This window comes from Sphingobacterium kitahiroshimense, assembly GCF_025961315.1.
In the GTDB taxonomy this organism is placed as follows: Bacteria; Bacteroidota; Bacteroidia; order Sphingobacteriales; family Sphingobacteriaceae; genus Sphingobacterium; species Sphingobacterium anhuiense.
Genome location: NZ_JAOQNK010000001.1, coordinates 443,014 through 469,017 on the forward strand (window position 1 = coordinate 443,014; position 26,004 = coordinate 469,017).

At 37.1% G+C, this 26,004-nt stretch carries 19 protein-coding genes; 10 read left to right on the top strand and 9 right to left on the bottom strand.

From position 1 onward, the window contains the following. Positions 1 to 8: 8 nt before the first annotated feature. A complete protein-coding gene (ruvB, locus tag M2265_RS01905; RefSeq protein WP_132768238.1) occupies positions 9 to 1,031 on the top strand; it encodes a Holliday junction branch migration DNA helicase RuvB in 1,023 nt (340 codons plus the stop codon). A gap of 107 nt (positions 1,032 to 1,138) precedes the next feature. Here the strand turns inward: ruvB and M2265_RS01910 are convergent, their stop codons facing one another. The 3 genes from M2265_RS01910 to M2265_RS01920 form a co-directional block, all read right to left on the bottom strand. Further along, entirely contained in the window at positions 1,139 to 1,690 is a 552-nt protein-coding gene (locus M2265_RS01910; protein WP_132768236.1) for a hypothetical protein, read from the bottom strand. A gap of 3 nt (positions 1,691 to 1,693) precedes the next feature. Next, positions 1,694 to 4,180: a S9 family peptidase gene (locus M2265_RS01915; protein WP_132768234.1), complete on the bottom strand. Its 2,487-nt coding sequence runs from the start codon at positions 4,178 to 4,180 to the stop codon at positions 1,694 to 1,696. Positions 4,181 to 4,270: 90 nt separating this feature from the next. Beyond that, positions 4,271 to 5,689, bottom strand: coding sequence for an ATP-dependent DNA helicase (locus M2265_RS01920; RefSeq protein WP_037524810.1), 1,419 nt, complete (start codon positions 5,687 to 5,689; stop codon positions 4,271 to 4,273). Positions 5,690 to 5,782: 93 nt separating this feature from the next. Between M2265_RS01920 and M2265_RS01925 the strand changes: the two genes are divergently transcribed. The 3 genes from M2265_RS01925 to coaD are packed head-to-tail and all read left to right on the top strand — an operon-like array spanning position 5,783 to position 7,578. Then, positions 5,783 to 6,580 carry a DUF3822 family protein gene (locus M2265_RS01925; RefSeq protein ID WP_132768232.1) on the top strand — a complete coding sequence of 266 codons (798 nt, stop codon included), beginning with the start codon at positions 5,783 to 5,785 and terminating at the stop codon, positions 6,578 to 6,580. Continuing rightward, a complete protein-coding gene (gene rsmD, locus M2265_RS01930) occupies positions 6,571 to 7,104 on the top strand; it encodes a 16S rRNA (guanine(966)-N(2))-methyltransferase RsmD (protein WP_021188212.1) in 534 nt (177 codons plus the stop codon). Before M2265_RS01925 ends, rsmD begins: the two co-directional genes overlap by 10 nt. 3 nt (positions 7,105 to 7,107) lie before the next feature. After that, positions 7,108 to 7,578: a pantetheine-phosphate adenylyltransferase gene (gene coaD / locus M2265_RS01935; protein WP_132768230.1), complete on the top strand. Its 471-nt coding sequence runs from the start codon at positions 7,108 to 7,110 to the stop codon at positions 7,576 to 7,578. Positions 7,579 to 7,846: 268 nt separating this feature from the next. Here coaD and M2265_RS01940 read toward each other — a convergent pair whose 3' ends face one another. Both M2265_RS01940 and gdhA read right to left on the bottom strand, forming a co-directional pair. Next, a complete protein-coding gene (locus tag M2265_RS01940) occupies positions 7,847 to 8,095 on the bottom strand; it encodes a hypothetical protein (protein ID WP_021188210.1) in 249 nt (82 codons plus the stop codon). A gap of 85 nt (positions 8,096 to 8,180) precedes the next feature. After that, the gene (gene gdhA, locus M2265_RS01945) at positions 8,181 to 9,512 is read right to left on the bottom strand and encodes an NADP-specific glutamate dehydrogenase (RefSeq protein ID WP_021188209.1); all 1,332 of its coding nucleotides are present in this window, start codon (positions 9,510 to 9,512) and stop codon (positions 8,181 to 8,183) included. 168 nt (positions 9,513 to 9,680) lie between these two features. Here gdhA and M2265_RS26915 point away from each other — a divergent pair, with 168 nt between their 5' ends. From M2265_RS26915 to M2265_RS01955, 3 genes are all read left to right on the top strand, one after another. Then, positions 9,681 to 9,992 (top strand): DUF6660 family protein, encoded by a 312-nt coding sequence (locus M2265_RS26915; RefSeq protein WP_409049524.1) that lies wholly within the window; start codon positions 9,681 to 9,683, stop codon positions 9,990 to 9,992. An 85-nt stretch (positions 9,993 to 10,077) separates the two neighbouring features. Beyond that, positions 10,078 to 14,400: a CusA/CzcA family heavy metal efflux RND transporter gene (locus tag M2265_RS01950; protein ID WP_132768228.1), complete on the top strand. Its 4,323-nt coding sequence runs from the start codon at positions 10,078 to 10,080 to the stop codon at positions 14,398 to 14,400. A gap of 5 nt (positions 14,401 to 14,405) precedes the next feature. Continuing rightward, positions 14,406 to 15,644 carry an efflux RND transporter periplasmic adaptor subunit gene (locus tag M2265_RS01955; protein WP_132768226.1) on the top strand — a complete coding sequence of 413 codons (1,239 nt, stop codon included), beginning with the start codon at positions 14,406 to 14,408 and terminating at the stop codon, positions 15,642 to 15,644. 66 nt (positions 15,645 to 15,710) lie between these two features. On the opposite strand, the gene M2265_RS01960 is transcribed toward M2265_RS01955, so the two are convergent. Together M2265_RS01960 and M2265_RS01965 are read right to left on the bottom strand one after the other, a co-directional pair. Beyond that, positions 15,711 to 16,052: a HopJ type III effector protein gene (locus M2265_RS01960; protein WP_132768224.1), complete on the bottom strand. Its 342-nt coding sequence runs from the start codon at positions 16,050 to 16,052 to the stop codon at positions 15,711 to 15,713. Positions 16,053 to 16,092: 40 nt separating this feature from the next. Then, a complete protein-coding gene (locus M2265_RS01965; protein WP_031287132.1) occupies positions 16,093 to 16,623 on the bottom strand; it encodes a YceI family protein in 531 nt (176 codons plus the stop codon). A 916-nt stretch (positions 16,624 to 17,539) separates the two neighbouring features. Here M2265_RS01965 and M2265_RS01970 point away from each other — a divergent pair. From M2265_RS01970 to M2265_RS01980, 3 genes are all read left to right on the top strand, one after another. Beyond that, positions 17,540 to 17,917, top strand: a complete 378-nt coding sequence (locus tag M2265_RS01970; protein ID WP_132768222.1) for a hypothetical protein — start codon at positions 17,540 to 17,542, stop codon at positions 17,915 to 17,917. A 110-nt stretch (positions 17,918 to 18,027) separates the two neighbouring features. Continuing rightward, positions 18,028 to 19,137: an efflux RND transporter periplasmic adaptor subunit gene (locus M2265_RS01975; protein WP_021188205.1), complete on the top strand. Its 1,110-nt coding sequence runs from the start codon at positions 18,028 to 18,030 to the stop codon at positions 19,135 to 19,137. Between the two features lie 23 nt (positions 19,138 to 19,160). Then, entirely contained in the window at positions 19,161 to 23,720 is a 4,560-nt protein-coding gene (locus M2265_RS01980) for an efflux RND transporter permease subunit (RefSeq protein ID WP_132768220.1), read from the top strand. Between the two features lie 99 nt (positions 23,721 to 23,819). Here the strand turns inward: M2265_RS01980 and M2265_RS01985 are convergent, their stop codons facing one another. Both M2265_RS01985 and cysD read right to left on the bottom strand, forming a co-directional pair. Next, positions 23,820 to 25,064, bottom strand: a complete 1,245-nt coding sequence (locus M2265_RS01985) for a sulfate adenylyltransferase subunit 1 (RefSeq protein WP_165905833.1) — start codon at positions 25,062 to 25,064, stop codon at positions 23,820 to 23,822. 45 nt (positions 25,065 to 25,109) lie between these two features. Continuing rightward, positions 25,110 to 26,000, bottom strand: a complete 891-nt coding sequence (gene cysD / locus M2265_RS01990) for a sulfate adenylyltransferase subunit CysD (protein ID WP_132768218.1) — start codon at positions 25,998 to 26,000, stop codon at positions 25,110 to 25,112. Positions 26,001 to 26,004 lie beyond the last annotated feature (4 nt).

Below are 26,004 nucleotides of genomic sequence, written 5' to 3' on the forward strand. Positions count from 1 at the left end.
AAGCGTAAATGAATGAACACTTAGATCCAAATGCGGAAAACTTAAGTCATACAGACAGAGACATTGAACGTGTATTGCGACCTCAGGCTTTTGAGGACTTTACGGGACAGGAGAAAATTTTAGAGAATCTTAATATTTTTGTTAAGGCTGCAAAATTAAGAGGTGAGTCTTTGGATCATGTATTACTTCATGGCCCTCCAGGATTGGGTAAAACGACACTTTCTAATATTATCGCCAATGAGATGGGCGTAGGTATTAAAATTACTTCAGGACCCGTTCTGGATAAACCCGGTGACCTGGCGGGATTACTGACCAATCTGGAAGAGGGTGACGTCTTATTTATAGATGAAATCCACCGGTTAAGCCCGATTGTTGAAGAATACCTCTATTCAGCAATGGAAGACTTCAAGATCGATATCATGTTGGAGACCGGACCAAATGCACGATCTGTGCAAATATCGCTTAACCCATTTACCTTAATTGGAGCAACAACACGTTCAGGACTATTAACATCTCCATTACGTGCGCGATTTGGGATTAATGCGCGATTACAATATTACGACGTTAAGTTATTGACCACCATAGTACTGAGATCTGCAGATATCCTAAAAACACCCATTACAGATGAAGGTGCCTATGAAATTGCAAGAAGAAGCAGAGGAACACCGCGTATAGCCAATGCCCTGTTGAGAAGAACACGGGATTTTGCACAAATAAAAGGAACAGGTTCTATTGAGCGAGAGATAGCAAAATATGCACTTAATGCCCTAAACGTGGATGAAAATGGTTTAGATGAAATGGATAATCGTATTCTGACCACCATCATAGATAAATTTAAAGGAGGTCCTGTTGGTTTAAAAACCATTGCTACTGCCGTAGGAGAAGATGAAGGTACAATTGAAGAAGTTTATGAACCTTTTCTTATTCAAGAAGGTTATTTAATGCGAACTTCGAGAGGGAGAGAATGTACTGAAGCTGCTTTTAGACACCTAGGGCGAGCATATTCACATAAAGGTCATACACTATTTTAGTGCTAGAGTTATCTTAAAAATAGTAATTAAATGCTATGATGATGGTGGACATCTCTTAAATCTTGAAGATAAGAGAGCGAAAGCAAGTCATAGCATTTTAGTTTAACCTATTTGATGTACTTTTTCAAAATTTTCAAACTCCTGCTTTTAATCGCTGGAGTAGGGTTTATTCTCAATAAATATTCGACCTGTGCATAAAGTTCTTCTTTAACCCACGCATATTTTTTACTCATTTGATCTAAAATATCCATGCAATTTGCAGCTACAGCAACCGGACAACTTGGATCAGTTAACCATTTGAAAGAGACGTCAATTATGCAATCATATTCTTCATCAGACAAGCGGATATGATTTACTTTTGGAGAGGTGATGTACATTAATACTTTGCTATAACTTCTAGCGCAGCTCCAATTATTTAAATCTGTCAGATTTTTAATCAGCATTTGGTAGTTACGCTTGTCAAGCAATGCTTTATCTTTTAAAACAATGGTTTCGAACATCCAGGCGCTTCTAAAGGCAAGTTGCTTATCCGCTTCATATGTAGACAGCGCCAAAAGATCAAGTAAAGATATTCCTTGTAAAATATCCAAAGAAAAATCCGCTACCTGATACTGAGTATAGATAGCGGAAAAAATTTCTAATTTTTGTTTTGTAATCATTGATTATCTACTCAACGGTATTTCTCTATTCATTTCAGTCATATTGACTTCTTCAATTTTTGAATCACCGATTAGGTATTCTGCAAAATAGTCACCCATTTTCCAGAAAAAATATTCTGTCATATCACCAAATCCGTGACGTTGACCAGGTAAAAGCAAGAAGTCAAAACGCTTATTTGCTTTGATTAAAGCGTTCACCATTCTAATAGAATTAGCCGGGTGTACATTATTATCAATATCACCAGTTGCAATAAGAAGCTTACCTTTAAGATTTTTTGCTAAGTCTGTATTTTTATCGATCTGATAAGCAAATGTAGTATCGCCTTTGGCACTAATTTTCTCCGTTACACCATGATGTCTTTCACTCCACCATCTGTTGTAGATGTTATTTTCATGATTTCCAGCACCAGAAACGGCTACTTTGAAGAAATCAGGATATACCAACATTGCTGCAGTTGACATAAATCCACCACCCGAATGTCCTGTAATACCAACACGGTTGATATCAATAAACTTGTAGCGGTCTGCCAATTGTTCAGCAGCGGCCTTTTTATCTTCCAATCCATAATCCCTTAAGTTACCATAGCCAAATGTATGGTACCATTGTGATCGAGCAGGATGACCACCACGGTTACCTACTGTAATGACAATCATGCCAAATTGTGCTAATCGGTCAATTCTATCCATGCTTCTACCAAAAGACTGATTTACAGCCTCCGTTTGTGGTCCAGGATAGATATATTCCACAATGGGATAAGTTCTGGTGCTATCAAAATCAAATGGTTTATACATAACACCATATAGATCAGTAATACCGTCACCAGCTTTTACTTTAAATGGTTGCGGAAACTTATAACCAGCAGCAAAAAGTAAAGATAGATCCGCCTTTTCTAAGGTCATTAATTTCTTACCATTTGTATGGTATAAAGCGATTTCTGGAATTGTATTTACCCTAGAAAAATTATTAACAAAGTAACGAGAACTTTCACTGACATCAACCTGATGATCAAAGTTTCCTGGGTTTAATAATTTTAGATTTCCACCATTAAAGCCCACACTGTAGTGATGTAAATAATACGGATCTTCATTTTTTTCTCGACCATTAGCCGTGAAATACAACGTTCTTGTTGCCATATCAGATCCTGTAATTTCTTCACAATTGAAAGATCCACTTGTCAACTGCTGTTTCAAATTACCTTGATTATCATACAGGTAAAAATGTCCCCAGCCATCACGTTGTGACCAATGGATAAACTCAGCACCATTATTAATTAATAAAGGCTTTTTGATGTCCTGATAAACGTTAGATCTCTCTTCAACTAACACTTTAATTGATCCGTCTATATTAACCTTAATCAAATCGATACGTTTCAAATCACGGCTAGAACGAGCGATGTAAAATGCATCATTGGACCCTAACCAGTAATTGATAAAATAATCACCCTTATAGCTATTTTTATCTGTGGTTTTAGACCAATTACTTATCGTTTGATTTTTAAAAGCATCAACTTTTATCTGTTTGTAAGTTTTATCAGAAGCCTTGAAGATGAACATTTGAGTTTCCGTAGAATCTACTTCACCTGGCATCTGGTATTTATAGGTCTCTAAAGTAGGACGTTTACTTCCTACGTTATTAATCACCCATAACGGGTTTAAACTTCTGTTATCTTTACGTGAAATAACAAAATGCTTACCATCAGGAGACCAGTTCATCCATACACGCTTGCGCTTCACAAGATCTTCATCTTTCTTATCGTCTCCTGTAGTGGTGCTATATTCATCACCCGCCCAAGCATAATATTGTACGCCATCTTTAGTGATCTGATGTTCTACAATTGTTGAATCTTTTTCATTCTTAACCGCTTTTTCATAATTGGCGCGGTCCATCCAGTACAAATTAAAGTCCTTAGCAAAGTAGACGGTATTGGTATCAGGAGAGAAGGTTGCCCATGATAGAGGCTGTTTCTCTTTTGATTTATCGCTTAGCTCAATGACTTTCTGTGTTGCCAGATCATATTCCAAATAGAAAAGCTTCTTTTTTATTGTGTCAGTTTTCACTTTCAGCTTCTCAATCTCTTCTTTGGACTTTACTGTATCTTTCGTACTGGCAACCTCAAATCTGATTTTCTTCTCATCTTTTGTAAATCTTAAATTCTGAAGAGACAGATGTTGAGCGTCAAATGGATTTTTTACAATCTTCGTAATTTGTGCCGCTAATTTTTCATTATCGAAAAGTGTTTCCTTTTTATTGGCAGCAGGATCCACTAAGTACCAGTTTTTTCCTTGAGGTGTAGTGAAATCGTACCAGAAGCGATCAGAAAAGTTTATCCAATTTGGTTTAACCGTAGTAGAAAAAATCATTTTCTTAAGCCTATCTGGCGAAAATTTTGACGCTAACAGGTAGTTTGCTTTAGGTGGTGAGGTTGATTCTTGGGCTGTAGCATAAAAACATGATAGCAACAGTCCTAAGAATAAGTAAATCTTATTCATTCTTTAGTTTTATGTGAAATTTATAAATCAAAAGTATTAAGTAATCACATGAGAAAGAAGCAAGTCTTGTAAAATTTTAGTTAAAGAGCCCTAAGAGTAGAACTTTTCATTAAAATTGACTAAAAAGAGCTCTTCTGTAGCCCGGGTAATTCCAGTATATAGCCACCTTAAAAACTCGGTAGTTAACATTTCATCTGTCAAATAGCCTTGGTCGACAAAAACAGCTGGCCATTGTCCACCCTGAGCCTTGTGACAGGTAATCGCAAAAGCAAATTTTATCTGTAACGCATTATAATAGGGATCTTTCTTAATCGCTTCCAGTCGATCCTGTTTTAAGAAAATATCTTCGTAATCCAGCGCCACTGCCTCGTACAGTTTTTTCTGTTCCTCATAAGGAAGATTAGGGCTGTCTGTATAGAGACTATCCAGAATAACACGGCAGGTTATTGGTTCTTGATTTTGAGTATCCATAAATTCAAGAGTAATATCCGCAAACCGAAATCCATGTTGCTCATGCACGTTGCTTACTTTTCTTATTTTCGCCATATCACCATTAGCAATAAAGCCATTTTCAATCCCATTATCTTGAAGCCAAAAATAATTATTGCGTACGACCATGATATGATCCCCACCTGTAATCTCCTCGTCTCGAAATAGAATCTGGTTACGGATATGCTGATTGTATAAGTTAGCAGACTTATTGGAACGACAGATTATCATTGTATTTTCGATTCCGAACTTATCATATGCATAATTAATTCCCTCAATTAAACGTTCACCTGTCATTCGGTAAATATCTTTAAATCCATTTGTTATGAATTTAGGGAAAGGGTAGGTGCCTTCCAGCTCTTCAAGATTTATTTCCTGACGGATCTTTGTCGCATTAAAAAGAATTCCAGAACTTTTCTGTTGCCGAACAACATCTGTCAATTCGAAGGTATAAGGGTGAAAATAAAATTCATGCTCTAAATAAGCCGGATTAAGAGCAGGGCTTTCCCACAGACCCACCGGCGGTAGCTGGGCGGTATCACCCACAAACATGATCGAACAGTTTTTACCGCTTCGTACATATTTCACAAGATCGTCCAATAAGCTTTTCGAAAACATGTTGACGCTTTCATTCGATATCATGGAAGATTCATCGATAATAAATAATGTATCTTCATGCAGGTTTTCAGCTAAAGTGAAATCCAGCTGAAAAGAAACCGCATTTTTCTTACGGTATATTTTCTTGTGGATGGTCAGTGCAGGTCTACCCGAATAGAAACTCATTACTTTTGCCGCTCGACCCGTAGGAGCAAGCAAGACCGCTTTCTTCTTGATATAAGGAAGGGTTTTCACTAGAGCGGAAATGATCGTTGTTTTACCTGTTCCGGCATAGCCCTTTAATACAAAACAATCTTGCGTATGAAAAGAACTCAGAAATTGAGCTAACAGTTCAAAAACAGAATTTTGTTGCGGAGTCGCTGTCCAAGGAAAGCGTTGGATCAATAAATCTTTAATAAGCACCATCAAAGTTATCTAAAAGGTTTGTCTTATCGTTTAGAAAAGTTAATTTTGTTAGGTTGTACAATTTAATAATTGAATTTGGAAAGCATAAATATGAATTATATATCGGAGAAGTTTAATATCCATTTTTTGCCAGAATACACCTTATCTGCGAAAGCGGGTTTTAGCAAAGATGTAATTGCAGTTACGGACAAGCAGTTAAATCTGAATCTGTTGCTAGAATATGACGCTGAAAACCCAAAATTGGATGCTACTCAAATCCTAAGTTTACCTTTTCGATATGTTAAGGTGGTCATTCCTCATCAAAGTTTAACATTCATTCCTAAGGAGGTTTTTCAAGAAGATCGATTAAGCGAATATGCACCATACTTGGTAGAACATGTTCCCAATCATATTCACACCTATGAAATGAAAAATTTGGGAATTGTTGCCGTATTTGAATACGATCTCATCTTATATAATAGATGGAAAGCGCTTTTCCCTGATGCAGAAATTTTCCCTGAGTTCTGCATTATATTAGATCAGGCGCAAGATCTTGTTCCAATTAGAGGTTCCGTTTTAGGTGTACATTTTGTATCCGATCATTTGGTAGATTTATACTTGTTTCAAAATGGGCAATTTATGTTGTATAATTCTTTTGATGTGCATTTTGCAGATGATTTAAATTACTACATTTTAAATATTATACAACAATTTTCACTAACTGATCAGGTTTCTAAAGTATTGATATCAGGCGAAATACCTAACGATACCTATCGTAAATGTTTAGAAAGATATTCGACAACCATAGCGCACTTAGAATCTAAAAGTAAGGCTCATATCAATAAGGATATCGAAGGAATCAATTTTAAAAAATATAATACATTATTTGACGCGATACTATGCGAATAATAGGAGGGCAATATGGTGGTATACGTCTTAATCCACCCACAAACTTACCAGTAAGACCAACTACAGACATCGCAAAAGAGGCTTTGTTTAATATTCTACAAAACCGACTGGATTTTGATGAACTGAATTGTTTAGATTTATTTGCAGGTACTGGTAATATCAGTTTTGAATTAGCTTCTCGATACGCAGCTTCAGTTGAATCAGTAGACCTGCATTTTAAATGCGTTCAATATATTACGGATACAGCAAAGAAAATGAACATATCCACTATAAAAGCTAAAAAAGCAGATGTATTCAAGTATATTCAAACAGCCAAAGGTAAGTTTGATTTTATCTTTGCTGATCCACCATATGATATTCCAAAACTGCCGCAGCTGGCACACCTTATTTTAGATAGCGGACTTTTGGATAAAGAAGGCTTATTGATTATTGAACATCCTTCCACCCGGGAAATGGATCCACATCCAAATTTTATTGAAAAACGAAAGTATGGATATTCATCATTTTCATTTTATACTATTTAAATTATGAAGATTGCGGTTTTTGCAGGATCCTTTGATCCTTTTACATTAGCACATCAAGACTTAGTTGAGCGTGCTTTACCTCTTTTTGATAAGATTTATATCGCAGTTGGAGTAAATAGTGCCAAACAGGGCTTATTAACTGTAGAAGACAAGTTATATACGATCCAGGCTGTTTTCAAAGATCATCCGGCAATTGAAATCGTTTCATTTGAAGGGTTAACGATTAATTTCTGTAAAAAGGTCGGCGCGAATTTCTTGCTAAGAGGACTTCGCAATACTGCTGACTTTGAATTTGAAAATAGCATTGCACAAAACAATTTATTGTTAGCTCCGCAGATCGAAACTTATTTCTTGATGAGCAGGAGTGGACTTGCCCATATCTCTTCGACTATCGTTCGGGATGTCTGGAAAAATAAGGGCTCCATTGCTCAAATGGTTCCGCCCGAAATAGATGATTTTTTGAAAAATAAATAGCTAACGTAAAAAAAAAGGATATCCAGTCGGATATCCTTTTTTTTGTTAAAAGCACTTATTTATTAAACCAAATTATATTTTGCGGACTTATGTAGCTCTTTGTTTTACAATACTTTACACAGATTACATATACTCAAGGTACAACTAAATTAGCTATGTTGTAGAAAATACTGAAATACGCATACCTTATGACCAAATTTAATTTTGTTTTAGATGTTATCAATTTCTAATGAATTGATAATAAGTGATTTGTATCAAATTTATTAACCTATGAATCATATCGATCAAAGGCAACAATAAAGGATTTACGCATGATACTGAAGTGGTTTAATACTTCCGCGATAAAGGTTTCATCCAGTAATTCGAAGACACCATTCACACCGCCTACGATATCGGTTTCTGCAATCTTATATGACTGTTCCAATGTCCCTTGTTCAAACTTAATGATGAACTTTTGATTCATACCAAAGATGGATATCTTACAATCAGGATGTGGTAATTCTGCTAATATTCTCATGTTGCTATTTTTTACAAAGTAAATAAAAAAACGGTTAATCCCACTTAGGGATTAACCGTTTATATGGAAAAAATACAACGTTAAATTAAACGATGCCTTGTTCAGTCATTGCTCGGGCAACTTTCAGGAATCCCCCAATATTTGCACCTTTTAAATAATTGATGTAATTTTTGTCATGACCATATTTAACACAAGTTTTGTGAATATTAACCATGATATCTTTTAGTTTACAATCGACTTCTTCTTTAGTCCATTGTTGGCGAATAGAATTTTGCGACATTTCTAAGCCAGATACAGCTACACCGCCTGCATTAGCAGCTTTCCCTGGTGCAAAACTAATTTTCGCATCGTGGAAGACTTTGATAGCTTCTGCTGTTGAAGGCATATTAGCACCTTCAGCTACACATTGACAGCCATTAGCAATTAATGTTAACGCATCCTCTTTTGTTAGCTCATTTTGAGTAGCACAAGGTAGCGCAATATCACATTTAAACGCCCAAGGCTTTTTGTCTGTAAAATACTTTGCATTCGGATATTTAACCACATATTGATCTAAATCACGTCCGATAGTTCCGATGTACGCTAATTTTTCAGAAGTAATTCCTTCTTCATCATAGATTGTTCCTTGACTATTTGATAGCGTAATTACCGTAGCACCTAATTGGATTGATTTCTCAGCAGCGTAATACGCTACATTTCCAGCACCTGAAATAGCAACGATTTTGTCTTTTAAATCCTGATTATTGAAATCATAGATGCATTCAACAAAATAAAGTAAACCATAACCAGTAGCCTCCGGTCTCGTGTAAGATCCACCCCAAGAACTTCCTTTGCCTGTTAATACGCCTGTAAATGCATTTTGCAATCTTTTATACTGGCCAAATAAATAACCAATTTCTCGTGTTCCAACGCCGATATCTCCAGCTGGTACATCTGTATCCGGACCGATATGTCTAAACAGCTCGGTCATAAAGCTTTGACAGAAACGCATGATTTCAGCATCTGACTTTCCTTTCGGATTAAAATCTGCACCGCCTTTACCGCCACCTATAGGTAAACCTGTTAAACTATTTTTGAACACCTGTTCAAAAGCTAAAAATTTTAAGATACTTAAGTTGACAGAAGGAGCAAAACGTAATCCACCTTTATATGGACCTATAGAACTACTCATCTGCACGCGGTAACCTCTATTGATTTCAACCTCGTTCTTGTCATTTAACCAAGCAACGCGAAAAGAAATAACGCGCTCAGGTTCAACTAATCTTTCTAAAATTTTCAGCTTAAGTAATTCTGGATGACTTTTAGAAATAAATGGAATTAAATCCTCTGTAACTTCTTGTACAGCTTGTAGAAATTCTGGTTCATTCGGATTGCGTTTCTCAACGTAATTTATGAATTCGTTAAAAGTGTTTGACATGTATTATAGTAAATTTTCCCTTTTGAATTGCTAATATATAAAAATTAATCTTATTTCATTACATTTTTTTTATAAAAACTTACAGTTATGTGTGAAAATTAAAAATAGCCGTTTAATTTCATATTCTTGATTAATTTATTATTTTTGTAGTAGATTCAATCGATAAATTTGAAGATATTCGTCTATATATTATGCTTATACTTCATCGGGTTAACGATGGTTCCTTGTGCAGACCAAGTGCAGGAGGCCACGGCTATACACATAACCGGAACGCAAGATAAGGGTCATTCTGATGAACATCAGGACTATTGCTCACCTTTTTGCATCTGCTCTTGTTGTTCTACTGTATTGAATATCGAACAAACAAATACCATTTCCTTTATTATAGTATTACTAGAATCAAAACGAAAAATTGCGTACGAAACCAATTTATATTCGTTTGATTACTCTAGTATTTGGCAACCGCCCCAGCTCGCATAATTTTACGATAAAGTCTTAGTTGACTACTTTTCATTCGCTTATCTTCATGATGAGCATTTTGTATAGCTATTTTAAGTAAAATATTATGTTGAACGCAATCATCAGGTTCAGTATCCGTAATAAAATTATTATCGGACTCTTTACACTGATATGGATCATCTGGGGACTATGGAGTGCATTGCACATTCCCATAGATGCTAACCCAGATATTACCAATAATCAAGTACAAATAATCACAAGCTCTCCGGCCTTAGCAACGCAAGAGGTGGAGCAATTCGTCACATATCCGATCGAACAAAAATTAACAAATCTACCGGATCTGGTAGAATTACGTTCGATATCCAGATTTGGACTTTCAGTTGTTACCGCAGTTTTTGACGATGATGTCAATATTTATTTTGCAAGGCAATTGATCAGCGAAAAACTGCAGGAAGCAAAGGAAAATATACCGGAAGGTCTCGGAAGTCCAGAATTAGCGCCGATTAGTACGGGGCTTGGTGAAATTTATCAGTATGTTATTCATCCTGCAAAAGGGGCTGAATCAAAGTATACTGCCACAGATCTCAGAACAATGCAAGACTGGATTATCGCCAGACAACTATATGGAACGCCTGGTGTTGCTGAAGTCAATAGTTTTGGTGGAAAACTAAAACAGTATGAAGTTGCTGTTAATCCTTATAAATTAAAAGCTACCGGTGTCGGAATCAATGAAATATTTGCAGCCCTGGAAGAAAATAATCAAAACACAGGTGGCGCATATATAGATAAAAAACCCAGTGCTTATTTTATACGGGGTATTGGTCTTTTGACATCCATGGAAGATATCGGCAATGTTGCCGTAAAAAATAAAAATGGCTTCCCTATTTATATTAGGGATGTCGCAGAAGTACGTGAAGGTGCTGCAGTACGCTATGGTGCACTGACTTATAATGGAGAAAAAGAAGCCGTAGGCGGCATTGTTATGATGCTAAAAGGCCAGAACTCCGCAGAAGTAGTCGCAGCAGTAAAGGAAAAACTCGAAAGAATTAAACAATCTCTACCTCAAGATGTTGTAGTTGAAGCTTTTTCAGACCGAACAGATCTGGTTAATCGTGCTATTGGAACGGTTGAGAAAAATTTGATTGAAGGTGCCCTGATCGTCATTTTTGTTTTAGTCATTTTTCTAGGAAACCTGAGAGCAGGCTTAATTGTAGCTTCGGCAATTCCATTATCAATGTTGTTTGCATTAGGAATGATGCGTTTATTTGGGGTAAGTGCCAACCTTATGAGTCTGGGCGCTATCGATTTCGGTTTAATTGTCGATGGCTCCTTAATTGTCGTGGAGGCAACTATGCATCATCTGGGGCTTAGAAAAAGTAAGCATGTCCTGAATCAGGCTGAGATGGATGAGGAAGTATACCAATCATCTTCAAAAATCAGAAATAGCGCCGCATTTGGTGAAATTATTATCCTCATTGTCTATATACCCATATTAACACTGGTAGGGGTCGAAGGGAAAATGTTTGGCCCTATGGCGCAAACCGTTAGCTTTGCCATTATAGGAGCGCTATTATTATCACTCACCTATATACCGATGATGAGTGCACTGTTTTTATCCAAAAAGCCTCACCACAAAATTACTTTCGCCGATAAGATGATGGCCAAATTGCAACAATGGTATGCACCATTAGTTCAAAAGGCTGTCCGCATAAGAAGAACACTATTATTATTAACAGTAGCACTCTTAGGTTTTTCCGGCTTCCTATTTAGTAAAATGGGTAGTGAATTTATACCGCAATTACAAGAAGGAGATTATGCATTTCATTGTATTTTACCACAAGGATCTTCACTCTCACAGAGTATAGAAACATCCATGCAGGCTGCGAAAATTATTAAAAAATTTCCCGAAGTAAAAATTGTTGTAGGCAAAACAGGTAGTGCCGAAATCCCGACAGATCCAATGCCGCCCGAGGCAACAGATATGATTATCACCTTGAAACCAATGTCAGAATGGAAATCCGGGGATACATATACGGGACTAGCAGAGCGCATGCTTGATTCACTTTCCGTCATTCCAGGTGTATTCTTTGAAGCATCGCAGCCTATTCAGATGCGATTTAATGAATTGATGACAGGTGTGAGACAGGACGTTGCCATAAAAATATTTGGTGAAAATATAGACTCACTTGCAACGATTGCAAGTCGTGTAGGTCAAGTTGTACAAAGTGTTGAAGGAGCTTCAGCACCACAGATTGAACGTACAACAGGGCTACCACAGATCTCGATTGTTTACAACAGAACACAGTTAGCCCTGCACAACGTAACAGTCAAGGACTTAAATAAAGTTATTGCTATGTCTTTCGCTGGCACAAGCACAGGATCGATATATGAGAATGAAAGGAAATTCGACCTTGTTGTTCGTTTAGATAGCGCATATAAAACGTCAATGGCCGATGTTGAAAACCTACCAGTCTTAACTGGGGATGGAGATCAGATTCCATTGAGCCAACTGGCAACAATTAGTATAAAAGATGGCCCTGCACAGATCAGCAGAGAATCAGGGAAGAGACTTGTCGTGATCGGATTTAATATAAAAGAGCGCGATGTTACTTCAGTAGTAAATGAGATTCAGGAAAAACTGACAAAGATGGATGTGATGCCAACAGGTTACTACTATACTTTCGGTGGGACATTTGAAAATCTAAATGCAGCTTCTAAAAGATTAGCACTGGCAGTCCCGGGCGCATTGTTGCTTATCTTTATATTACTTTACCTGACTTTTAGGTCAATTAAAGAATCCTTACTAATTTTCACAGCCATACCTATGAGTGCAATAGGTGGAGTATTTGCACTATTAATCCGCGATATGCCTTTTAGTATTTCCGCAGGTGTAGGGTTTATAGCATTATTTGGAGTAGCTGTACTGAATGGTATTGTTTTAATTTCCACATTTAATCAATTGGAGAAGGAAGGAATTTCCGATGTATTTGAGCGGGTATGGGAAGGGACAAAAATTCGACTCAGACCAGTGTTGATGACTGCGACAGTGGCTTCATTAGGGTTTTTACCAATGGCTCTAAGTACAGGAGCTGGAGCAGAAGTACAAAAACCGTTGGCAACAGTTGTCATAGGAGGTTTGTTGTCTGCAACCTTTTTGACACTTTTTGTATTACCTTGTTTATATGTCTTATTTTTTAATACTAAGAAAATGAAAATAGGGAAATCGACAATCATAACATCATTAGTGCTGGCTTTCTTATCACTTTCTACAATAAGTTTAGCGCAAGAAAATCCAAAAAGGATTCAATTGGAAGAAGCTATAGCACAAGCTTTGGACGCCAATCTCAATTTTAAAAACACGGCATTAGAACTTGAAAAATCACAGATTGACCAACAGAAATCTTTCGATGGCAAAACAGGAATTTTTGTAGAGAATGAAGATTTCTCCCCTTTAGAGCCAAATGGATTATGGAAAGTTGGGTTAAGTCAAGATTTCGCCTGGCCAGGGTTTTATAAGGCTAGAAAAGAATTTTTAAAAAAGAATGCCCAAATGGTTTTGGAGCAAAGAGAAGATGCGAAAAAACAACTGATAAGGGATGTATCTTTAAATTACTATCAGCTTATTTATCTAGAAGCTAGACAAGCTTTCTTTCTACAGCTGGACAGTACACATCAAAAATTATTTGAATCCGCAAAACTTCGGGTAAAAACAGGGGAAGCCGCCGGTTTGGAGCAGATGGCAGCAGAAACAAAATGGCAAGAAAATAAAACCATTATGCTACAAAATGAGCAGGATTTAGCCATTGCCGCACAAAACTTCAGCGTTTTATTAAATAACAACAACTTGATTTTACCGATCAAGAGTGCGCTGCAAAAAATAAGTGCTTTTCAATTGCCAGATTCAATAGGTGATCATCCTTTGCTTAAAATACAGCAGAAATCAATAGAGATGGCTGAAGCAAATACCAAAATGGAGCAAAAAACCAAGTTGCCAGATTTTTCTGGTAGAGCTTTCTCCCAAAAACTTTGGGGACAACGGAATCCTGTTACCGGTATATCACTAACGATGAATATGCCTTTATTCTCTAATAAATATTACCATAATAAAGTTAAAATAGCTGAATTGGAGACGGCAATAGAAAGACAAGAATTGGAGCAGCTGAAAATTAGCCTTACAGCGCAACAAGGTAATGCAAAGAAGGAAATCACCAAAAATGAGAAGCAATTGCAGTTTTATGAACAATCAGGATTAAAGCAATCCGAGGGCATTATGAAAGCTGCCAATTTAGCCTATCAAAGTGGTGAAATCAGTTACGCAGATCTTATCCAATTTCTATCACAGTCCATTGATATAAAAATAAATTACCTAACAGCTTTGAATGCGTACAATCAAAGTGTGATTCAATATCAATATTACCATTCAAATTAAGTATCATGAAACTAAAGTTTTTAATTCGATATAGTTTATTTTTTGCTAGTAGCGTAATCGCTCTAGGATGTCAAACCAATACTTCAACTGAAAAACAGCAAACAGAAGAGAAAGGGGAGCAAGAGCATGAGGAAGAGGCGCTTACATTGACAGCAGCCCAAGAAAAGCAGGTAGGATTAACCTATACAAATTTATCCTATCAGATGCTAAGTAATGGCTTAGTACTCAATGGTGTGCTTGATGTGCCGAATGATAAAAAAGCCTACGTGACATCTGTATATGGTGGAGTCTTGGAAGAACTTTACGCTAGACCGGGAGATTTTGTTAAGAAAGGACAGATTTTAGGAAAAGTGCTCAATCCAGATCTGATTAAAATGCAAGAGCAATTACAACTGATTAACAATCAGATTTCATTAACTCAGATTGAAGTCAACCGTCAGAAGGAATTGGTAGAAGGAAACGCCGCACCTTTAAAAAAGCTACAGCAAGTTGAGGTCGAACTGGCCAATTTGAAAGCTCAAAAGAACAGTTTGTCACGACAGCTGTCATCCGGAGGAGGGTCTTTGCACATTTCTTCACAAATTACGATTAAGGCGCCAATCTCGGGAGTGGTGGCTTCGATTCAAGGATTGATTGGAACACGTATCGAGGCGTCTTCACCAATTTTAGAAATTGTCAATAATGATGCATTGCATGTGGATATGTATGTATATGAAAAAGATTTCTCAAAAGTGAAAAAAGGGCAAAAAATTCTATTTTCTCCTGTTAACAACGCTAATGCTTCATATGAAGCAAAAATAGATCAGCTCGGACAGGCTTTTGAAAAAGAGACCAATGCAATCGCAGTTCATGCCCAGGTTTTAGGCAACAAAGAAGGACTTATTAATGGCATGCAAGTTCAAGGTACAGTTGTTATTGGAGATGAAAAATCACTTGCTGTTCCCACAGATTGTATTGTAAGTGCCGAAGGTAAAGATTACATTTTCATATTAAAGGAAGACCATAAAGTACATGGATCAGAACCAAAAGAAGCTGATACCCATAGTCACGAAGATCATGCGGACCACAACCATGGAGAAGTAGGTAACGAATATGAAAGAGTTCCGGTTGTTAAAGGAGTTTCCTCAAGAGGATATACCGCAATTACTCCTATAAAAGAATTAGATGAACATACGAAGATTGTTCAAAAAGGGGCATTCTTTTTATTAGCCAAAATGACTAATTCCGGAGAACATTCGCATTAATCAATGACAAGTTCCAAGTTTTATTGCATAAAAAAAGCCGTTATGAAAATAACGGCTTTTTTATTATCAGGCCTCTAATTTCAGCGTTAAAACAACACCGCTAAACGATACGCCATCCCAGCCACTAATCATAAATTGACGTATGTTTTGATGATTATCACCATCAGGATCATTTAAAACAGCCTCATAATGCTCCGCAAATAGGGCAAGAGTCTGATCTTTATCTAAATTGTTTAAACTAGCAAAAGCAAGAATCTTTGCACTGCCTTGATTTTCCGTCTCTTGATTTACTTGATTTCCATTCGTAAATGCAGTAGGGGTGTGCTCATAACGAGCTGCTATGTAGTTCAAAACATCTGAAAAAATAATTTCTTTATTCGCCAGTTTTGCCAAAAGTTCGTGTGCCATTTTGATACAATATTTAATTTACACACGCAAAATAATAAATTTATTGCTCTTTATTGAGTAACAATTGAATTGAAATATCAATATCTTCATCAATCAAGAGACTATTGGCCTCTAAAACTGAATTATATTTCATATCAAATTCCCATCGGCTCACTTTTCCGGTCACCTCAAATGAAATTTTTTCCTGACCTTGTGGATCAATTATTTTACCATTATATTCCACTTGTAGCTCCACCAATTTTGTATGACCATGCATGGTTAAATGGCCTTCCAATCGAAATTTCTCACCCTTAATCTTTTTAAAACTAGTGGATTTAAATGAGATTGTCGGGTATTGTGCTGTATCAAAGAAATCAGCACTTTTCAAATGTTTATCTCTTTCTTCCACATTTGTATTGATACTGTTTGCATCAATATTAAATTGTATAGAGGCTTCTTTAAAATGCTCACCCCATTCAGCGAAACCGTTAAAAGTGTTAAAACTTCCTCTAATAGAGGCTATTACCAAATAAGTAATACGAAATTGTACCGAGGAGTGGGCAGAGTCTATAATCCATTTTGATTTTTTCATACGATTTACACATTTACAGATACATTGATGATCTAATTTACAAAATAAAAGCATGATATTCAATAGCATATAACGGTATTATGAATCGAAAAGAATCAATCTGATAGCATTAGAGAAATGAAATTTAAAACAATCGACATCGATATACCTAGCTGTCATAGATGAATCAAAATCCCGTATAAAACCATTCTTCAAAAGATTCTGAAGATTATAAATTGTACTGTAGTAGCTTGATATAGCGCAGTAATAATTTGTTAAAAAACACCTAGATGAACTTAAATACGATGTTGCGAAATAGTCATTTTTGGTAAACAAATTTTAGATATAAATGTATGCAGGGGATGATCATATAATTTCTATTTAACATAATATAAATTATATGACTTAATAATATGCTCATTTACAAGAGCTCCATATAATGGCGGTAGTTTCATTTATACGTGGAAATATTTTATTTACAAGACCCTTATTCATGTGATATAACCACCAAAGGCTTATTGTGCTAAAGAATCAATCAATATTGATCTATATGACTTAATCAAAATACCACCTGCATATTACTGTTCATCTTATGTGGCTAACTTCAATACAATTCAAACAAGATGAACTCTAAATAAAACTGTTCACAAATTTCCTGTCGAAATGGATCGATCAATAATCGAAATGAAAAATGTGAATTTCATTAAATTTTTAAATTCGGACATTTTACAAAAAACAGCGAAATTATATTCTAAAAAACCATCTCTGAGATTTTGATTATCTGGACAATGGTCCGTTCATTTTTTTTTATTAAAATCTCAGCGATTAGGAATTTTGATAAAATACAGCTACATCAAATATTAAGACAATGTTTTTCTTTTGTAATATTTACGTGGTTGTTCCAGCATAACTATTTGATTTTATATATTTGTTTTTTATGTGGATTAAAATATTTCACTTCTTGGCATTATTTGGTTACTTGAACATCCTTTTTTATCAGGCTGGCGTCAATACCAATACGCGTGCATCAAATATTTCCACACAATATTTTACCGGAGATTCATTACTTGAATTTATTCTTGACGATGTGTTGGATATTCCCATTGAAGTTCCTGAAAAAGATTCTGAAGTTCAGTTTGACGATTATCGTATTTTCAATTTTAATCCTCAGATTTTATCCGTTTTTATTTTCGTTCTGGGACTTGTTTATTCTGCATTATCAATTTTAAAACAGAAAAAGCACCCGCTTTACAGTAAGAAAAATGCCTGCTTATCAGGTTACTATCAGTATCTCTACCGATACAGTTTATTCTAGTTTACCCCCTGCCCTATTTTTTAATTTTAAATTAGATTTTAAGAGTCTAATTTTCTAATAATCAATATTTTATATTGATTTATTCTATTCGTTAACATTTTATTTTTTATATGAAAACACGTTCCATGTCTTGGTATGCATTGTCATGCCTAGCAATTTTATCTGCCTGCACAGCCAAAAGCAATGATAAACAGGTAAGTACAGCTCCTAAAAAAGTACCTGTATCCAATTTAGTTGTTATGGATACCACAATTTACAAAGACTATATTGCTGATATCCAATCAGTCAAAAATATTGAACTTCGATCACGTTTAAGTGGCTTTTTAGAACACATCTATGTGGATGAAGGTGCCGCAGTAAAGAAAGGTCAAGTATTGTTCAGACTAAGTGATGAAGAATACAAAGCCGATTATGCGCGCGCAAAAGCCAACTTTAATGCAGCACTTACAGATGTCAAAAAAGTGGTTCTTGAGTTAGAACGTACGAAAGATCTAGCCGCGAAAAACATCGTAAGTAAAACAGAAGTCGAATTACTTAAATTACAATATACAGCTGCGGAGTCAAAGGTCGAAGAAGCAAGATCGATCATGCAACAAGCTAAAACGCAGTTGAATTTCACATTAGTACGTGCTCCTTTTGATGGTAAGATTGATCGTATCCCCCTAAAAGAAGGATCACTCTTAGAGCAAGGTTCTTTACTAACGACTGTTTCCTCACTTAACGAAGTAAATGTATACTTTGACATTTCCGAAAATGAGTACTTAAGTATTGTATCTGACTCATCGTTTAACAAAGACTCTTTTAACAAAGATGTAAAACTGATCCTCGCTGACGGTAATCCGTACCCATATCCTGGAAAGGCATCCATTGTTGAGAGTGAATTTGAGAAGAACACAGGATCAATATCTTTACGGGCTAGGTTTTCAAATCCGCAGGGCATGTTAAAGCATGGTGCTTCAGGTAAAATCTCTGTTCCAATACAGACCGGCGATACCAAATTTGTACATCAAAAATCTGTTTTTGAAATTCAGGATAAAACTTACGTCTATATCTTAAATAAAGATAAAACTGTTTCGATGAAATCTTTTGAAGCTGGCCAACGTGTCGGGCATTACTATATCGTGAATGGAGGTTTGTCTGATACAGATCAGATCGTATACGAAGGTGTACAATCCTTGAAGGATGGTATGAAGGTGGAAGTAATCCCTGTTAAGTTATAAAAACTTTGTTTTAAAAATATTTTATGTTTGATGTTTATATAAAAAGGCCTATCCTATCGTTGGTAATTTCATTATTTATAACGTTACTAGGATTATTGGCCTTATTTACACTACCTGTTACCCAGTTTCCAGATATTGTACCTCCGTCGGTCGTTGTTACCGCAAATTACACAGGAGCAAATGCGGAAGTCAGTACCAATGCTGTTGCCATTCCGCTGGAACGTGCGATCAACGGTGTTGCAGGTATGACCTCGATGAATACCGTTTCCACTAACAATGGAACAACACTCATTCAAGTCGTTTTTAAAGTTGGAATTGATCCCGATATTGCCGCAGTAAATGTGCAGAATCGGGTAACAACAGTATTAGATGAGCTTCCCGAGGAAGTGACACGCGCAGGTGTTACCACAGAAAAAGAGGTAAACAGTATGTTGATGTATCTCAATCTGTATACTGAAGATGAAACTGCTGATGAACGCTTTATTTACAATTTTACAGATATCAATGTTTTAAAGGAACTAAAGCGTATTGAAGGCGTTGGTTTTGCTCAAATTATGGGTATGCGTGATTACGCGATGCGTGTTTGGGTTAAACCTGATCGGTTAGCGGCTTACAACATCTCAACCGACGAACTAATTGCTTCCCTTCGTAAACAAAATATCGAAGCTGCCCCTGGTCAGACCGGTATCAGTTCGGATAAAATGGTCAATATGCAACAGTATGTACTTCGTTATCCGGGAAAATTCTCGGAACCGGAAGAATATGCCAATGTACCTATTCGGGCAAATGCAGATGGTTCTATTATCCGTATAAAAGACGTTGCTGAGATCGAATTCGGCTCATTAGATTACGAAATGGTTTCTAAAACTGATGGTAGACCTTCGGCTTCCATCATGTTAAAGCAATTGCCGGGATCCAATGCACAAGATGTTATCAAACGTGTTAAAGATAGAATGGCGGAATTACAAAAAGCCACATTCCCGGCAGGTATGAAATATACAATGGGTTATGATGTTTCCCGCTTTTTAGATGCATCGATATCCAGTGTTATCAAAACCCTGCTTGAGGCATTCTTATTGGTGTTTATTGTCGTATTTATATTCTTACAGAATTTTAGAGCGACATTGATCCCGATCTTAGCTGTTCCGGTGAGTTTGATCGGTTCACTATTCTGTATGCAGATGCTCGGATTCTCAATCAACTTATTGACACTATTTGCACTCGTATTAGCGATCGGAATTGTAATTGACAATGGTATTGTCGTCGTCGAGGCCGTATTTGCCAAAATGGAAGAGGAAAATCTTCCACCTATGGAAGCTACGTTAGCGGCAATGAAAGAAGTGGGTACTGCTGTAATTGCGATCACTTTGGTCATGTCAGCCGTATTTATACCCGTGGCCTTCCTTGATGGACCCGTCGGTATTTTTTATCGACAGTTTTCGCTCACATTGGCCTCAGCTATTATTATCTCCGGTATCAATGCCCTGACACTAACACCCGCACTTTGTGCGATCATGTTAAAAAATCCACACGATCAGAAAGAGAAAAATAACTGGATGACACGTTTCTTTAAAAAATTCAATCAAGCTTACGATAAATTAGCTGGAAAATACCGTGGATTTTTATCGAAAACCGTAAGCCGTCGCGGACTTACAGTACTTGTTCTGGTATTATCTTTTGTAGCAACTTGGGGAACAAGTGCGATCCTACCATCCGGTTTTATTCCCACAGAAGATCAAGGTATGGTCTATGTCAGTGTAACAACACCTCCAGGAGCCACAGTTGATAGAACAGAGAAAGCGTTAGATGAAGTAGATCGTATATCAAGAAGTTTAGAGTCCGTAGAAACGGTATCAACACTTGCCGGATATAGTATTTTGACAGAAGTATCAGGTTCATCCTACGGTATGGGAATGATCAATTTAAAAGCTTGGGAAGACCGTGCGCAGACAGTTGATGATGTGATGAATGAACTCAAAGAAAAAACAGCACATATCGCAGATGCACAGATCGAGTTCTTCCCTCCGCCTACCGTTCCCGGTTTTGGTAATGCCGCAGGTTTTGAGGTTCGTTTACTGGATAAAACAGGAACTGAAGATCTCAATAAAACAGCTGTTGTATTGGAAGAATTCATGAATAAACTAAACGCCAGCGAAGCTATAGAAAGCGTTTCTTCAGGATTTGACGTTAACTTTCCGCAGTATATGTTGGAAATTGACTACGATTTAGCGGCCAAGAAAGGAATATCTGTGGATAATGCAATGAATACATTGCAAACACTTATGGGTAGCTTCTACGCCACCAATTTCATTCGTTATGGACAGATGTATAAAGTAATGGTGCAAGCAGACGCACATTATCGGAAACAGCCCGAAGATGTTTTAAATCTTTTTGTGAAAACCGATAATGGCGAAATGGTTCCTTACTCAGCCTTTATTACCATGAAGCGCGTATTTGGACCGGAACAGATTACACGCTATAACATGTTTACAAGCGCCATGATCAATGGGCAGCCGGCATCTGGATTCAGTACCGGACAAGCAATTGAAACCATTCAGGAGATTGCGAAGAGCTTACCGCAAGGCTATAGTATTGAATGGTCAGGTATGACTAAAGAGCAGATTGCTTCTGGCGATCAGACTATTTACATTTTCGCCTTAGTACTATTGTTTGTTTACTTACTATTGGCGGCGCAGTATGAAAGTTTCTTCTTGCCCTTACCTGTTATCTTATGTATTCCCGCCGGTATGTTCGGAGCGTTTCTATTCTTAAAGTTATTGGGATTAGAAAACAACATTTATGCACAGGTGGCACTCGTCATGCTGATTGGGCTTTTAGGGAAAAATGCGATTTTGATTGTCGAATATGCAGTACTCAAAAACAAACAGGGCATGTCCATTGTGGAGGCTGCGATCGACGGTGCTATAGCACGTCTAAGACCAATTTTAATGACATCATTTGCCTTTGTGGCGGGACTTATTCCATTGATGTTCTCCTCTGGAGCAAGTGCTATCGGTAACAGAACAATTGGTACCGCCTCCGTTGGAGGTATGTTGATCGGAACCATAATCGGTGTTTTGATTATACCTGCACTTTATGTTCTCTGTTCAAAAAGAACAACAAAAGTTAAGAAGAAGAAATTAGCAACAGTAGTTTCTGTTGTGCTTGCTGTTATTTTAATATCGAGCTGTTCTGTTCCTAAAAAGCTGACACCGATGCAAGCGACAGCATTGCCCGAAAAATTTTCGCCGGCAAATGTGCAAACCGATAGTTCGATAGGTCAGATTTCTTGGAGAAAAGTATTTGAAGATAAAAAACTGATTGCCCTTGTGGATTCAGCATTACTGTATAACTATGATTTACAAATGGCGATAAAGCGTATTGAGATTGCTCAAGCAAGCTTCAAACAGAAAAAAGCTGCGCTATTTCCAAAAGTAAATGCTGAAGTTGGCGCAGGTTTGACAAAGTATGGCTTTTATACCGAAGAAGGCATTGGTAACTACGATAGTAACTTTTCAGAAAACTTAAAATCAGACGAAAAGATTCCTTCACCTGCTATTCCAGATTATTTTGTAGGACTGCGCAGTTCTTGGGAAATCGATGTATGGGGCAAATTAAAAAATCTGAGACAGTCATCGTACGAGAATTATCTAGCACAGCTTGAAGCAAAGCAATTGATTGCGACCGAATTGGTGACCAATATTGGTTCTGCCTACTATCAGCTCATCAGTCTGGATAATCAGTTAGCAGTCTTTGAAAGAAATCTAAAACTGCAGGAAAAAGCCTTAGCTATTATTGAAGTACAAAAAGAAGCGGGTCGAGCGACCGAATTAGCTGTTCAGCAGTTTAAAGCTATTCTAGCAAACTCCAAGTCAGATCGTGCTAAGACAAAGCAAGAAATCAGTATTCTCGAAAATCACATCAATTTCCTTATTGGACGTGTGAATCAGCCTATTGAACGTACTGCAATTCAGCTGGAAGAAGTACATCTGTTTGATAAATTGGCTTCTGGAGATCCCGCATTAATGCTTGCATTGAGACCAGATATCCGCGAAGCCTCTCATCAGATGGTTTCGGCCATGCATGAAGTTCATGCTGCGAAAGCTGCTTTTTTACCCGCAGTAGTCTTATCTCCTTTTATCGGCTTAAATTCATTTAGCTTCGATAAACTGATTGACATCAATAAATCGGCAACTTACGGTTTATTCGGTGGCATTACAGCTCCGATTTTTAATCAAAGAGAATTAAAGACGCAGTATGAACAGTACAAAGGAAATTATGGTATTTCATTCTTGAATTACGAGAAGATTGTTTTACAGGCTTATAACGAAGTATCCAATGCCTTGCTGACAGAAGATCATATTATTGAACGCTTTCAGCACAAAAATGAACAAGTCGTTGCTTTAGAATCATCCGTAAATTCCGCTCATGATTTATTTTTGGCAGGCCGTATCAATTACTTAGAGATCATCACCAGTCAAAGAGAATCCCTTGCTGCTCAAATTGAGCAGGTCAATATTCTAGAAGAAAAGATCTTAAATCAATTAGTGTTATACAAAGCCTTAGGTGGAGGTTGGAAATAAGAATAAAAAAATGTTAATGATAAAAGGGTGGCCTTATTGGCCACCCTTTTTCATGTTAATTAAAAAGTAATTTACTTGACTTTCTATCCCCCTCGCCTGCTAAGCAACGCTTTCAATCATAACAGCCGCAACTGTTAAGTTAGTGCGCGGGTCAATGATAATACCCCTGCCGGTTGCCTGGTGATCCTGGTAAAGATCAAACGAGATATCTTCAGCGGCCTTAATCTGTACACGGCCTATATCATTAAGAGCTATCCCTTCACCATACTTATATTCCTGGTTGTTGATATCCACTTTATGAATGATTTCATTTATTTTCACTTTTGTCGTTCTACCGAAATTCTGAAACAAATAAATTTGATTCGTATCCAGAGCCTTGTTGTCAAACCAGCAGATATTCGCTTCAAAATTACGTTCCACCAGACCCGAATTTTGAGCCGTTACAATGGTATCACCACGGCTGATATCAACATGATCTGCAAGATGGACAATAACCGACTGGCCATCTTCCGCTTCCTGCAAATCTACTCCAGCCAGTTCAATACTTTTGATGCTACTTTTAATAGAAGAAGGTAAAATGAGCACATCATCTCCTACTTTTAGACCATGGCCAACAACACGTCCAGCATATCCCCTGTAGTCATGTAACTCCTCGGTCTGTGGCCTTACCACCCATTGCACCGGTAAACGCCAAGCTTGCTGATCTGCCTCTTTAAATTCTATCGTCTCAAGATAAGACAATAAAGAAGGTCCCTCATACCAAGTCAAATGTTCCGAAGGATGCACAATATTGTCACCTTTTAGTGCAGAAACCGGCATAAAATCAACATCAGTCAATTTTAAACGTTCCGCTAAGGTCTGATAATCAGCTTTAATGTTTTCAAACACTTCCTGGCTATAATCCACCATATCCATTTTATTGATACACACTAAAACTTTTTTAAGTTCAAGTAGTTTTGCTAAAAAAGAATGACGTTTTGTTTGCTCAATAACCCCTTTACGCGCATCGACCAATATAATGATGAGATCAGAGTTGGAAGCCCCTGTTATCATATTGCGTGTGTACTGTATGTGTCCCGGTGCATCAGCAATGATAAATTTGCGGTGCTCTGTTTGAAAGTATTTATAAGCAACATCGATCGTAATTCCCTGTTCACGTTCAGCTTTCAATCCGTCGGTCAAAATTGCTAGATCCACAGTCCCATCATTATTTTTGCGGTTAGCCTTTTTTATCGCTTCCAGTTGATCGTCCAGTATCGAATCTGTATCATATAATAAACGGCCGATCAATGTGCTTTTACCATCATCAACAGAACCAGCCGTTATAAATTTTAAAATTTTCATTTTCTAGATTTTTGTATTAGTCACCAAACCTTATTGCATTGCTCCTTAGAAGTATCCCTGTTTTTTTCGGTCTTCCATTGCCGCTTCAGAAACTTTATCATCCATACGGGCACCACGCTCACTTACTGTAGAAGCTTTTATTTCTGCAATGATATCATCTAAGGCAGTAGCCTGCGAGTCCACAGCTGCAGTACAGGTCATATCACCGACTGTTCTAAATCGGACCGATTTTGTTTCCACAACATCCTCTTCATCGATGTTTAAGAAAGACGCAGCTGCCATTAATTGGCCATTCCGGGTGATCACTTCACGCTCGTGACTGAAGTAAATACTTGGAAGTTTAATATTCTCCCGTTTGATGTAATTCCAAACATCCAGTTCAGTCCAGTTTGATATTGGAAATACGCGGACATTTTCGCCCTTATTGATTTTTCCGTTAAAGATATTCCATAATTCAGGACGTTGGCGCTTCGGATCCCACTGTCCAAATTCATCACGAACAGAGAATACACGTTCTTTAGCCCTTGCTTTCTCCTCATCACGACGTGCCCCTCCAATACAGGCGTCAAAACCATTTTCAGCAATTGTATCCAGTAAAGTCACCGTCTGTAAAGCATTTCTGCTGGCATTTTTTCCCTTTTGCTCAACAACTTTACCAGCATCGATACTATCTTGCACATGTCCTACGATCAGTTTTTCACCGATCTGTTCTACTAACCAATCGCGGTATGCAATGGTTTCCGGAAAATTGTGACCTGTATCAATATGCACTAGTGGAAAAGGAAATTTACCCGGTCTAAATGCTTTTAATGCCAAATGAACCAAAGTAATAGAATCTTTTCCACCAGAAAATAAGAGCGCAGGATTTTCAAATTGCCCGGCCACTTCACGTAATATATAGATTGATTCTGCTTCTAGTTGATCTAAATAATCCATTTAA